12 protein-coding genes are annotated in these 12,136 nt (G+C 70.8%); 7 read left to right on the forward strand and 5 right to left on the reverse strand.

The window, feature by feature from the left end; genetic code table 11:
- From IZR01_RS51700 to IZR01_RS43000, 5 genes are all read right to left on the reverse strand, one after another.
- Positions 1–545 (reverse strand): beta-ketoacyl synthase N-terminal-like domain-containing protein (locus tag IZR01_RS51700; protein ID WP_438939721.1); only part of this gene is annotated, 545 nt, incomplete at its 3' end.
- A 218-nt stretch (positions 546–763) separates the two neighbouring features.
- Positions 764–1,810, reverse strand: coding sequence for a beta-ketoacyl synthase N-terminal-like domain-containing protein (locus tag IZR01_RS42985; protein WP_194927192.1), 1,047 nt, complete (start codon positions 1,808–1,810; stop codon positions 764–766).
- A gap of 77 nt (positions 1,811–1,887) precedes the next feature.
- Positions 1,888–2,178 carry an acyl carrier protein gene (locus IZR01_RS42990; protein ID WP_228554959.1) on the reverse strand — a complete coding sequence of 97 codons (291 nt, stop codon included), beginning with the start codon at positions 2,176–2,178 and terminating at the stop codon, positions 1,888–1,890.
- Positions 2,179–2,181: 3 nt separating this feature from the next.
- On the reverse strand, positions 2,182–2,451 hold the full coding sequence (locus tag IZR01_RS42995; protein WP_194895755.1) for a phosphopantetheine-binding protein: 270 nt from the start codon (positions 2,449–2,451) through the stop codon (positions 2,182–2,184).
- 31 nt (positions 2,452–2,482) lie between these two features.
- Positions 2,483–3,871, reverse strand: coding sequence for a class I adenylate-forming enzyme family protein (locus IZR01_RS43000; RefSeq protein WP_194927189.1), 1,389 nt, complete (start codon positions 3,869–3,871; stop codon positions 2,483–2,485).
- Positions 3,872–4,167: 296 nt separating this feature from the next.
- Between IZR01_RS43000 and IZR01_RS43005 the strand changes: the two genes are divergently transcribed.
- The 7 genes from IZR01_RS43005 to IZR01_RS43035 all read left to right on the forward strand — a co-directional run bounded on the left by IZR01_RS43005 (position 4,168) and on the right by IZR01_RS43035 (position 11,954).
- Positions 4,168–5,361, forward strand: a complete 1,194-nt coding sequence (locus tag IZR01_RS43005) for a methyltransferase domain-containing protein (protein ID WP_194927190.1) — start codon at positions 4,168–4,170, stop codon at positions 5,359–5,361.
- A complete protein-coding gene (locus IZR01_RS43010) occupies positions 5,358–6,545 on the forward strand; it encodes a glycosyltransferase (protein ID WP_194895752.1) in 1,188 nt (395 codons plus the stop codon). The genes IZR01_RS43005 and IZR01_RS43010 overlap by 4 nt, the downstream gene beginning before the upstream one ends.
- A complete protein-coding gene (locus tag IZR01_RS43015) occupies positions 6,529–7,293 on the forward strand; it encodes an ABC transporter permease (protein WP_194895751.1) in 765 nt (254 codons plus the stop codon). Before IZR01_RS43010 ends, IZR01_RS43015 begins: the two co-directional genes overlap by 17 nt.
- 18 nt (positions 7,294–7,311) lie before the next feature.
- The gene (locus IZR01_RS43020) at positions 7,312–8,271 is read left to right on the forward strand and encodes an ATP-binding cassette domain-containing protein (protein ID WP_194895766.1); all 960 of its coding nucleotides are present in this window, start codon (positions 7,312–7,314) and stop codon (positions 8,269–8,271) included.
- 11 nt (positions 8,272–8,282) lie between these two features.
- On the forward strand, positions 8,283–9,236 hold the full coding sequence (locus IZR01_RS43025; protein ID WP_194927193.1) for an NAD-dependent epimerase/dehydratase family protein: 954 nt from the start codon (positions 8,283–8,285) through the stop codon (positions 9,234–9,236).
- Positions 9,237–9,240: 4 nt separating this feature from the next.
- Positions 9,241–10,596, forward strand: a complete 1,356-nt coding sequence (locus IZR01_RS43030) for a condensation domain-containing protein (RefSeq protein ID WP_194927191.1) — start codon at positions 9,241–9,243, stop codon at positions 10,594–10,596.
- A gap of 83 nt (positions 10,597–10,679) precedes the next feature.
- Positions 10,680–11,954, forward strand: coding sequence for a condensation domain-containing protein (locus IZR01_RS43035; RefSeq protein WP_194895749.1), 1,275 nt, complete (start codon positions 10,680–10,682; stop codon positions 11,952–11,954).
- The last annotated feature ends 182 nt before the right edge of the window (positions 11,955–12,136 follow it).

A 12,136-nucleotide genomic window follows, 5' to 3' on the forward strand; every position in this document is an offset into this window, starting at 1 on the left:
GGGTGGGCTCCTGGGGGTGGTTGGGCGGCGTCGACCGGTCGGGCGTCGACCGGTTGGAGGAGAACCGCGTGGGCCTGGTCGCGATCGCCCTGCTCTATGTGGAGGAGGATCGCTTGGTCGGCGTCGCCGTCCTCGATCAGGAGCGCCGCGGTTTCCAGCGCTGATACGGGATCGGCGAGGCAGACGACGGGACCGGTGAGGTTCCAGCGCGCGGCGATGTGGCCGGCTACCGCGTTCGGGACGGATTGGAAGAAGAGGAGCGGGCCGAGGATTCCGCTGGCGGCAACGGTTTGGGCGACGTGGGCAGCGCTCTGACGGTCGCCTCGGGCGGTGGCGATCACGACGGCCGTCGCGGAAGGCCGAGCGGCTTCGGGGCGGCGGCTGAGGCAGCGGGCGGCGGTCTCGGCGGCGATGGGACTGAAGCTGGAGAGAATGAAGCCGGGGAGGTTGGGCGGGGTGTGGTCGTGGGCTGATTCGGGCCAGCGGGCTTCGGCGACGATGCTGAGGCCGAGGGCGGCGGCTTGGAGCGGGGTGGCGGCGGTGATGGCCGGTGCTGGGTCACCAACCGCGGGCATATGAGTGAGCTGCGGATCGGGCGGGGCGCTCGCGTGTGTGGCCTGCGGCTCGGCGGCGGCGCTCCTGTCGACCTGCTGCGGCACGGCTGCGGTGATGGCGCGGCCGGGTGCGGCGGTCATGTCGCTCGGGAGGTTCTGCGGTGTGGCCTTCTGCTCAAGCCCGCCGGCATTCGTCTCAGTGGTCTGGCTCATGGCGCGCCTACCAGCAGTGCCGTGTTCGCGCCGCCGAATGCGACGTTGAGCGTCAGCGCGTAGCCGAGATCCGCCGCGGCCGGTTCGAGGACCAGGGCCAGTGCGCAGTCGTCGTCCGGGCCGAGGTAGCCCGCGTTGAGGGGCAGGCGTCCGGCGCGCAATGCCGCGACCGTGAGGATGAGTTCCAGGAGCGCGCCGGCTTCGAGGGCCTGGCCGTGGATCGACTTGGTCGAGCTCACCGGGATCTTCGCTGCCGCGTCGCCGAGTGCGGCGCGCAGCCCTGCGGCCTCGGCCGCGTCGCTCTGCTTGGTGCCGGAGCCGTGGGCGTTGATGTAGCCGACGTCGGTGGGCTGGACGGTGCCGCGATGGAGTGCGTCGGCGATGGCGCGGGCCAGGCCGAGACCGTCGGGGCGGGGCTTGCAGACGTGGTATGCGTCGCCGCTGCGTCCCCATCCGGCAAGTCGTGCCAGGGGCTCGGCGTCGGTGGCCGCCTCCAGGACGATCGCGCCTACCGCGTCGCCGAGTAGGAGGCCGCCGCGGCCGGCGCTGAACGGCCGGACTCGGCCGTCCGGGGCCAGGGCACGTCCAGCGTCGAACAGTGCGTACTGGTCGGCGTCGACGAGGTAGCCCGCCGCGATGACGACGCGCTCGGCACGTCCGTGGGCGATGAGTGCCGCGGCGTCGGCGACCGCGGTGCTGGCCGCGACGCACGCGGAGGTGTAGGCGCGAGCGCCGCCGAAGCCGCACGCCGCCGCGATTCCCGCCGCGAACGCGTCGGCGCCGAGGGTGGGATCGCCGTGGATGGCGAGGAACAGTTGGCGCTCGGCGCGGTCCTGGCGGCTGAGCGCGGCTTCGTCGCAGGCTTCGTCGATAGCCCGAATCAGCTCACGCGCAAGCTCGGGCGAACCGGGGGCGACGGCCGCCGCCTTCGCGCGCCGGCCGGCCACATCGAAGCGCTCGACCGGTGCGAAGCCGGTTTCGCCGGCGAATGCCGCCTCGGCCAGTGCGTCGACGCCCGGGCCGAACGCGCTGAACACCGACATGCCGCGGATCACGACCTCGGTCGCCCCACGCCGCGCGCGAGAGGTGGACGGAGCCTGGCCCGCGATCCCATCCCCGCTCACCCCGCGCCTCCGAAACCCAGCTCCCCGAGCACGTCCACCACCGCGCCGACCGTCGTCATCCGCGCCAGCGCCTCGTCGTCGGCGTCGAACGGGCGGCCGTAGCGTTGTTCGATCTGGTGGATCAGCCAGGCCAGTTCCAGGGAGTCCACCGATTCGGGGACTTCCTCGGGCCGGCGTTCGCCGTAGGTCGCCAGCATCGCCAGCACCTCGTCGCGGGCCTCGGGGGCCTCGCCAACTCCGCCGACCTCACGGGCTTCGCCGACTTCGCGGGCTTCGCGGTTTCCCACAGCTCAGGCCGACGCAGCGGGAGCGGCGAGCCGGGTGGCGACCGCGGCGCAGAACTCGTCGATGGTCAGCGCCGCCAGCTCGTCCAATTCGTCGTCGCTGAAGCGGACGGCGAAGCGCTCCTCGACGCGGACGCCCAGCTCGGCCAGGGCCAGCGATTCCAGGTCGGCGCCGGCCGGGCCGAGCTGGGTCTCGCCGTCGAAGTCGGCGGTGTCGTAGTTCATCTCCGCCAGTGCCTGGAGGGCGAACGCCTTGATCTCGTCGTGCGACGTCATGGGCTTCTCGATTCCTTCCGATTGAAGATGCTCAGCGCGCGCCGGAGAGCACGCTCTGGTCGCGCACGAGCTTGCCGGTGGCGGTCCGCGGCAGCCGTTCCACGACGTGCCACGCCCGCGGCCGCTTGTAGGGCGCCACCCGCTCGGTCAGTCCGGCTTGCACGTCGTCCAGCGACGCGGCCGGGGTGAGGACCACGTACGCCTCGATCGCCTTGCCGTACACCACCACCGCGCCCTCGACGCCGGGCAGGCCGGCCAGGGTGTGTTCGACCTCTGACAGGTCGACCTTGAGGCCGCCGATGGAGACCTGCGAGTCGCGGCGGCCGCGCACCCGGACCAGGCCGGTGCCGGGTTCGACCGAGCCGGCGTCCTTGGTGTGCAGCCAGCCGTCGGACCAGCGCGTGGGGTCCACCAGGCCCACGTACGGGGAGTTCTCCATCGCGATGTGCAGTTCGCCGTCGTCGGCGCGCATCTCGATGCCGGGGGCCGGCAGGATCGCGGGGCGGTGGGCGCCGAACAGGTCGGTGGCGATGACTCCGAGCTCTGTCATCCCGTACATGTTCCCGAGCCGGATTCCGTACCGGTCGACGAACGCGTCGTGCACCTGGGCCCGGACCAGCTCGCCGCCGGTCGTCATCCCGGTCAGCTGCGGGAGCCGCGGCGGTTCGGCGACCGCGGCCAGCAGCTCGATGTGGAACGGGACGCCCAACAGCGTGGTCGGTTCCGGTCCGGCGGCGACCGCGGCCAAGATGGCCTCGGCGGTCATCCGGCCCGGCAGCACCAGCTGGGCCCCGGCGTGCAGGCCGTACAGCAGCCCGCCGACGAGACCGAGCACGTGCACCATCGAGGCCAGCGACACGATCCGCTCGCCGCCGCTCGGGACGCCCTCGCCGATCGCCGTGTACCGGTCGATCTCGGCGATGAGGTCCGAGGCGGTGCGGCCGATCGCCTTCGACGGCCCGGTCGAGCCCGAGCTCAGCTGGACCAGCGCGTGCGACGTCTCAGAGGGCTGACCGTCGGGGTTGGCGACGACCATCTCCCGCACCTCGTGGAACGCGCGCAGCGCGCCGCCGCTGGTGTGCTCGGCCCGCACCACGTACTGCGGTGCCAGCCGCGCGATCGCCTGCTCCACCTCGAACGCGGTCAGCCGGTGGTCCAGCAGTGCGGCGCGGGCGCCGATCCGCCAGGTGGCCAACAGGTTCGTGATGAAGGCCAGCGACGGCGGCAGGCACAGCGCCAGCGAGCCGCCGGCGCGCAGGCCGGCAGCGGTCAGGGCCTCTTGCCGCGCCGCGACCATGCGGCGCAGCGAAGCCCGGTCGACCGGCTCGCCGAGAACCAGGCACACCTGATTGTCCGGCCCCGCCAACAACACCTCGTCAACCCATTCCGGGTCCGTGGGAATGTCGATTCCAGCAGCCATTACCCACACCTCCGCCCACGCGAAAAGGACCTACCTGAAAAGTGAGAAACGCCAAGTACCCGTAAGGGTGCGGCACGGACCCGCCGCAGCCGTTCGGCGACGATCGCAAGCTTTGGCGCAAGCGGACTCCAGCGTCAAGTAGTCCGTCATGTTCGAGTAAAATTCGCAGGTCAGAACTCTGCACTAAAGCGCTTGCGTAGTGAAAAATTTCAGCGTTGACCATCCGGAGAGCACCCCGCTAACGTCATCGCCGGTCGTCCGACTCGTCTTTTCCGCCCGCATTCAATGGAGCACCGGTGAAAGCTGACATGAACCCGGCGGTCGAGCGGTATTACGACACCACGCTCGATCTTTACGAAGAACTGTGGGGCGAACACGTCCACCACGGTTTCTGGGACGAGGGCGAGCGCCCGGACGCCGAGGGTGCCGACCGGCACAGAGCGACCGACCGCCTGGTCCACGAACTCGTCGCCTACGCCGGCGTCCCGGAGCGGGCGCGGGTCCTGGACGTCGGCTGCGGCATCGGCGGCCCGGCGCTGTATCTGGCCGGGACGCTGGGCTGCTCGGTGGTCGGCGTCACGCTGAGCGCACAGCAGGCGGTCCGCGCCACCGAGAAGGCCTGGGAGGTCGGGCTCGCCGAGCGGGCCGAGTTCCACCGGCTCGACGCGTTGGCGACCGGCTTCCCCGACGAGTCCTTCGACGTGCTGTGGGCGGTCGAGAGCCTGATGCACATCGAGGACCGCGAGGCGTTCTTCGCCGAGGCGATGCGCCTGCTGCGGCCCGGCGGCCGGCTGGCGATCGCCACCTGGTCGGTCCGCGACGGCGCGCTGTCAGAGTCCGAACAAGAGCTGGTCGACCAGATCCTCAAGCACCAGGTGATGCCCAGCTTCTCCTCGCTGCCCGAGCACGAGCGCCTGGCGCGCGCCGCCGGGTTCACCGACGTCGCCTCGGTGGACTGGAGCCGGGCCGTGGCCAACTCCTGGGATCCGGAGTTCGCGCTGATCAAGAAGCCGGAGCACGGCCGGGCCACGATGGTCGAGTTGGCGCGCGAGCGCGGCGCCGACGTGCTCGGGTTCTTCTATGCCGGGCCGTTGATGAAGAAGGGCTTTGACACCGGCGTGATGACGTACGGCGCGATCCGCGCGGTCAAGCCGCCGAAGATGTACCAGGGAATCGTGGCGCTGCTGCGCGTGGTGCTCGACGAGGAGGACGGCTGGAGCGCGACCGTCTCCCCCGCCACGACGCTGGACGGCGATCTGGAGTTGGAGAGCATCGAGCTGGCCGCGTTCAGCCGGGTGCTACAGAAGCGTTTCGGCCCCGGTGTGGACCTGGCCGCCCACGTCGCAGGGCTCGAAGTCGACCAGATCATCGCCCTCACGCTCGGCGACGTCGCCGCGTTCGTGGCCGCGGCGGCTGCCCAAGCCGCACGGACTGCCGCCGAAGCCGCCGCGCAGAGCACCGCACACAGCGCCGAGGCCGACGGCACATGAGCCGGTTCCTGTTCGTCAGCCTGCCGCTCACCGGGCACGTGAACCCGATGGCGGCGGTGGCGAAAACGCTGACCGCACAAGGCCACGAAGTGGCCTGGGCCGGCTCGGAGTCCTATCTCAGGCCCCTGGTCGGCCCGGAGGCGGTGATCCAGCAGATCCCGCTGCGTCCGCACCGGCGTCAGGCCGATCGCGGGATGGCGGCGGCGAAGACCCGGTGGGAGGAGTACATCGTCCCGCACTGCAAGGTCTCGCTGAAGGGCGTGGACAAGGCGGTCCAGGCGTTTCAGCCGGACGTGCTCGCCGTGGACCAGCATGCCGTCGCCGGTGCGCTCATCGCGCATCGGTACGGCCTGACGTGGGCGTCGATGGCGCCGACGACGATGGAGCTGACCCGGCCGTATCGCAGTGCCCTGCCGAAGGTGGAGGCCTGGATCCACGGTCAGCTGGCAGGCCTTTGGGCGCACGCGAACCTGCCCGGCGAGCCGCCGCACGATCTGCGCTTCTCACCGCACCTGCTCATAGCGTTCACCGGCACCGCGCTGACCGGTCCGCTGGCGTGGCCGGACAACGCGGTGCTGGTCGGGCCGTCGCTCGCCGAGCGTCCGGCCGACCGCGACTTCCCGACGGACTGGCTCGACCCCGACCGGAAACACGTCCTGATCTCGATGGGGACACTGGCCGCCGAGACGTCCCACGGCTTCTACGAACGAGCGGTGGAAGCCGTACGGCCGCTCGGGATCCAGGCGGTCGTGACCGCACCGCCGGAAACGATCCCCGACCCGCCGGACCACGTCCTGGTCCGCGCCCGGGTCCCGGTGTTGGAGCTGATGCCCAAGCTGGACGCGGTCGTGTCGCACGGCGGTCTGAACACGGTCTGCGAATCGCTGGCGCACGGCGTCCCGTTGGTCCTCGCGCCGATCAAGGGCGACCAGCCGATCAACGCCGCGCAGGTCGCGGCCGCCGGAGCGGGCGTGCGGGTCAGCTTCGCCAGAACCCGGCCGGAAGTGCTGCGCGAGTCGATCCAATCAGTGCTCGAAGACAAAGCCATCCGCAAGGCGGCGGCCCGCGTCCGCGCTTCGTTCGCCGTCGCCGGGGGCGCCATCGCCGCCGCCGGGCGGCTGGCGCTTCTGGCGGATCCGCCCCCGGGCGAGAAAGAGAGGGAACCCCTTGAAGGTCCTGCATGATACGTGGCTGATCTTCCACCGCAACGTCAAGCTGATGCTGCGCTCGCCGTTGTGGGTGGTGCTCGGCGTCTCCCAGCCGGTGGTCTTCCTGCTGCTGTTCGCCCCGCTGCTCAAGCCGGCCCTGGCCACCATGGGCGCGCACTCCCAGGCCCAGGCCTACCGCATCTACGTCCCCGGCATGTTGGTCGCCCTGGCCCTGGCCGGCGGTCTGTACGCGGGCTTCGACCTGCTGCGCGAGCTGGCCTCGGGCATCGTCGAGCGGGCCCGGGTGACTCCGGTGAGCCGGATCGCGCTGCTGCTCGGCCGGGCCCTGCGCGACGTGGTGGTGCTGGTGGTCCAGGCGGCCATCATCATCGTGCTCTCGCTGCTGTTCGGGCTGACCGTCAGCATCCCGGCCCTGCTGATCGGCTACGGCATCCTGGCCCTGATCACCTTGACCAGCGCGTCGTTCTCCTACGGCGTGGCGCTGAAGATCAAGAACCCGGCGGTGCTGGGCCAGCTGATCAACAACGTGGCGCAGCCGCTGATGCTGCTGTCCGGCACGCTGCTGCCGATCGCGCTGGCCCCGCTGTGGCTGCGCGACACGGCCAACGGCAACCCGTTCAACTGGGCCGTGACCGGGATGCGCGCGCTGTTCACCGGCCACCCCGGCGACCCGTCGATCTGGAAGGCCTTCGCCATGCTCGGCGGGCTCGCGGTCCTCACCGTCGTCTGGTCCGGCCGCAAGTTCGCCAAGTCGGTCCGGTAAGGGGGCAAGACGATGGGCATCATCGAAGTCAAGGGTCTGGCCAAGAGCTACGAGACCCGCTCGCGCCGCAAGACCACCAAGGTGGACGCGGTCGCCGGGGTCGACCTGGACGTCGCCGAGGGCGAGATCTTCGGGTTCCTCGGCCCGAACGGCGCCGGGAAGACCACCACGCTGCGGATGCTGGCCACGCTGATCCCGCCGGACGCCGGCGAGGCGACCATCGCCGGGGCGAACCTGCGCTCCCAGCAGGCCGGGGTCCGCGCGGCGATCGGCTACATCGCGCAGGGCGGCGCCACGACCGACGACGCCACGGCGCGCGAGGAGCTCGTCCTGCAGGCCCGGATGCACGGCATCGGCAAGGCCGAGGCGCAGCGCCGGGCGATCGCGGCGTTGGCAGCGTTCGAACTCACCGAGTACGCCGACCGGGCCTGCAAGACCTACTCCGGCGGCCAGCGGCGCCGCGTCGACATCGCGATGGGCATCATCCACCGGCCCAAGGTGGTCTTCCTGGACGAGCCGACCACCGGACTGGACCCGCAGAGCCGCGCGCACATGTGGGACGAGGTGCGCCGGCTGCGCTCGGAGGGCATGACCGTCTTCCTCACCACGCACTACCTGGAAGAGGCCGACGTGCTGTGCGACCGGGTGGCGATCATCGACGGCGGCGTCATCGTGGCCGAGGGCACGCCGGACACGCTCAAGCGCGAGATATCAGGGGACATCGTCACCGTCGGGGTCGGCGAGGAGTTCGCCGAGAAGGCCGGGGAGGTACTGACCGGCCAGGACTACCTGACCGAGGTCGAGGTCCGGGACGGCGGCATGCTGCGGCTGGCGGTCGAGGACGGCGGGACCGCGGTGCCGCGCGTGATGCGGGCCCTGGACGACGCCGGGATCATCACGTCCACGGTCGAGGTGCACCGGCCGACGCTGGACGACGTGTTCCTGACCAAGACCGGCCGCTCGCTGCGCGAGTCGTGAGGCCGGTGACCATGCGGGAGCGCGAGATCCACCGGGCGGTGGTGACCGGAGGGGCCGGATTCGTCGGGTCCCACCTGTGCGACCGGCTCCGCGACACCGGGGTGCGGGTGGTGTGCGTGGACAACTTCCTCACCGGTTCCGCGGACAACGTCGCGCACCTCGCCGAGGATCCAGGGTTCGAACTGCTGGAGCGCGACGTCACAGAACCCTTCGATGTGGCGGGTCCCGTGGACGTCGTCTTCCACCTCGCCTCCCCGGCCTCGCCGCACGACTACGCGCGCCACCCGTTGGCCACGTTGAAAGCCGGCGCGCACGGCACGCTGCACGCGCTGGAGCTGGCCGGGCGCAAGGACGCGCGCTTCCTGCTGGCCTCGACCTCCGAGGTCTACGGCGACCCGCTGGTGCACCCGCAGGTCGAGTCGTACTGGGGCAACGTCAACCCGATCGGGCCGCGCAGCCAGTACGACGAGGCGAAGCGGTTCGCCGAGGCGCTGACCGCGACGCACCGCGCACATCTGGGCTTCGACACGACCATCGTGCGGCTGTTCAACACCTACGGCCCGCGCATGCGGCCGCTGGACGGCCGGGCCGTGCCGACGTTCGTCAGCCAGGCGCTGGCCGGCCGGCAGATCACGGTCGCCGGGGACGGGCAGCAGACCAGATCGCTGTGCTACGTGGACGACACGGTCGCGGGCATCCTGGCCGCGGCGCGCGCCGGGCATCCGGGGCCGATCAACATCGGGAACCCGGCCGAGCTGACGATCCTGGAGCTGGCCGGGCGGGTGCGGGAGCTGTGCGGATCGACGGCGCCGACGGTGTTCGTGCCGCGTCCGGGCGATGACCCCGACCTGCGGCGTCCGGACATCACGCTGGCCGGCTCGGCGCTGGACTGGGCGCCGGTCGTGGACCTGGACAAGGGGCTGACGGCGACCATCGACTGGTTCGCCGCGACGCACGGGCGGTGAGGCGATGCAGCACACGATCATGGTGCCGTTCCACGGCGAGGGCGCCGGCAGCGAGGAGCTGACCTGGGGGCAGTGGACCGTCTGGCGGATGATGAACGGCTTCGGCTCGGTGTTCATGATCGGTGGTGCGATGCGGCTGGAGGAGGGGACGTCGCTGGAGCACCTCAAGCGCCTGCTGGCGTTCATCATGGCCCGGCACGAGTCGCTGCGGACCCGGATCCGGACCGAGCCGGACGGGCAGCCGCGCCAGATGCTGGCCGAATCCGGCGAGGTAGGGCTTGAGGTCATCGACATCGAGGACGGCGAGGATCCGGCCGCGGTGGCCGAGGCCACGCGCGAACGCTACGAGTTCGAACCCTTCGACATCGCCCAGGACTGGCCGGTGCGGATGGCCGTGATCCGCAAGGACGGCGTGCCGGACCACTTCGTGGCGATGTATCCGCACATGGTGATCGACGCCTACGGCTTCGACGCGCTGGTCGGGGACCTGGTGAACCTGGACCGCCGGACCGGGGCGGAGTTGGCAGCGCGCGGCGGGATACAGCCGATGGAGCTGGCCCGTAAGCAGCGCGGGGCGTCGGCGGCGCGGCAGTGCGAGGCGTCGCTGCGGTATTGGGAGAAGTGGCTCAGGGAGGTTCCGGCACGGCGGTTCAACGGGCCGTATCCGGGGTGCGATCCGCGCTGGTGGGACTGCACGTACGACTCGCGGGCGGCGTTTCTGGCGGTCGGGGCGATCAGTGCCCGTACCGGCCTGCACAGCGGGCCGGTGCTGCTCACCGCGTACGCGGTCGCGCTGGAGCGCGTCACCCACGCCGGGCCGAGCGCGATCCGGATGGTGGTGAGCAACCGGTTCCGGCCGGACTTCGCGCCGTCGGTGAGCGTGCTGGCGCAGCCCGGGCTGTGCGTATTCGACGTGCGGGACTGCACGTTCGACGAGGCGGTGGGGCGGGCCTGGCACGCGCAGATCGCCACCGGCAAGAACGCGTACTACGACCCGCGCAAGATGGCCGAGATGCGTAAGCGGGTGGAGAAGGAACGCGGCGAGGAACTGGATCTGATGCTGTATTTCAACGACCGGCGCAAGACGCTGGCGCAGCCGGTGGCCGAGCCGGAGGCGGTGGCGGACGCCGAGCAGCTCTGGGACGCGCTGCCGTCGTCGCGCCTCACGTGGGGGATCCGGTCGAACACGCCGGACGTCAAGGCGTACCTGGACGTCAACGGGAGCCCGGACACCGTGAACGTGACGCTGCGCTCGGACACGCAGGCTTTGTCGCCGAGCGAGCAGGTGGCGATCCTGCGGACGATGGAGGAGATCCTGCTGGCCGCCGCGTTCGACCCCGATTGCCCGACCGGGGTCTGAATCAGCCCGCTGAGTGGGTCCGGCTGAATCGGTCCGGCTGAATCGGTCCGCTGGGACGAGGAGACGAAGGAGTTGAGTCGGTCATGGACGTGACGACATACCCGATGACGATAGGCCAGCTGTCGGTGCACCGCGACGTGGAGCGGATGCCGGACGCGCGGTTGTGGGAGGCGAACCTGCAACCGCTGGTGTGGGACATCAAGACGCCGTGCACGGTCGAGGACGTGTGGACGGCGCTGGGCGCGCTGGCCGAGCGGCACGAGTCGCTGCGGACGAACTACGTGTTCGAGGCCGACGGCTCGCCGCGGCAGTTCCTCGGTGCTCAGGACGCCGAGGAGGTGATGGCGCGGGTCGAGCGCGGGGTGGCCGACGTTTCCGAGCTGCCGGCGTTACTGCTGAGCAAGCATCAGTCCGTGCTGGACATCTACCACGGGATCCCGTGGCGGGCGTGGGTGTTCACCGAGGACGGGACGCCGACGAAGGTCCTGTACGTGGTGCACCACATGGCCTCCGACGGCGCCGGCGCGCTGATCATGCAGGACGACTTCCACTCGCTGCTGGCCGGCCAAACCCTGCCGCCGCCGGCCGGGCAGCCGATCGCGATGGCGCTGGACCAGCAGGGCGCGGGCGCGTTCCGGCTGCGCGCGGCGGAGCGGTACTGGAAGCGGACGCTGGAGGCCGCGCCGCGCCTGGCCTCGCGGGAGGCCGGCACCCCCAACGAGGAGCTGATCGGCGTCACGATGCAGACCGGCATCCCGCTGGAGGCGGCCCACGCCGGGGCGGAGAAGCTCGACGTCAGCATGGCGACGGTGGTCCTGGCGGCGTACTACCACGCGGTACGCACGGTCCTCAGCCGGCCCGCAATCCTGCTGACCGCCATCTCCGCCAACCGCTTCGACCCGAGCATGGCCGGCGTGGTGACCTCGCTGACCCAGTGGGCCCCGATGCTGTTCGAGTTCGACGGCACCCAATCCTTCGCCGGGCTGGCCGCCAAGGTCCACGGCAAGGCACTGAACGCCTTCAAGAACTCCATCTGCGACCCCGACTACGTGGTGAACATCCGCGAGGAGTACTTCGAGAAGGCCGACCCGCCGGTCGACAAGGGCTTCAGCACCAACGTGATCCTCGCCCCGCCCGGCTTCGCCCCGGCGGTGGAGCAGGTGGCGCGCACGGTGGAGTTCGCGACCCCGCAGCGGGCCTGGGGACCGGGGTTCTACTTCATTGTGAGCGGGATCGACCGGATCAACGTGGCGGTGCGGTGCAGCCGGCCGGACGTGGACCAGGAGAAGGTCGCCGCGATCCTCGACGTGTTCCAGGAGACGTTGCTGTCGGTCGCCGGTTTGCCGGCGATGGGGTGAGGGGGGCGCGGCGGTTCCGGGCGCCCTAGGGCTGGTGGCATCCGGGCCGCTGCGACAAGTGCTGCCCTGTGCGAGCAGAGCTCTGAACTCTGAGCTCTGTGTGCGTACGCCTGGTCAGAGCACTGACCGGGCACCGCCGCGTTGGTCTTTCGGGGTGGGGGTGGGGTTTTGGTCACCGGCTG

The sequence above is a fragment of the Catenulispora pinisilvae genome, from assembly GCF_015356865.1.
Taxonomy (GTDB): domain Bacteria; phylum Actinomycetota; class Actinomycetes; order Streptomycetales; family Catenulisporaceae; genus Catenulispora; species Catenulispora pinisilvae.

Excerpts from the sequence above, each read along its gene's own strand:
- IZR01_RS42985 (WP_194927192.1), bottom strand. The coding sequence starts at position 1,810 with ATGTCGGTGTTCAGCGCGTTCGGCCCGGGCGTCGACGCACTGGCCGAG.
- IZR01_RS42995 (WP_194895755.1), bottom strand. The coding sequence starts at position 2,451 with ATGACGTCGCACGACGAGATCAAGGCGTTCGCCCTCCAGGCACTGGCG.
- IZR01_RS43000 (WP_194927189.1), bottom strand. The coding sequence starts at position 3,871 with ATGGCTGCTGGAATCGACATTCCCACGGACCCGGAATGGGTTGACGAG.
- IZR01_RS43010 (WP_194895752.1), top strand. The coding sequence starts at position 5,358 with ATGAGCCGGTTCCTGTTCGTCAGCCTGCCGCTCACCGGGCACGTGAAC.
- IZR01_RS43025 (WP_194927193.1), top strand. The coding sequence starts at position 8,283 with ATGCGGGAGCGCGAGATCCACCGGGCGGTGGTGACCGGAGGGGCCGGA.
- IZR01_RS43030 (WP_194927191.1), top strand. The coding sequence starts at position 9,241 with ATGCAGCACACGATCATGGTGCCGTTCCACGGCGAGGGCGCCGGCAGC.
- IZR01_RS43035 (WP_194895749.1), top strand. The coding sequence starts at position 10,680 with ATGGACGTGACGACATACCCGATGACGATAGGCCAGCTGTCGGTGCAC.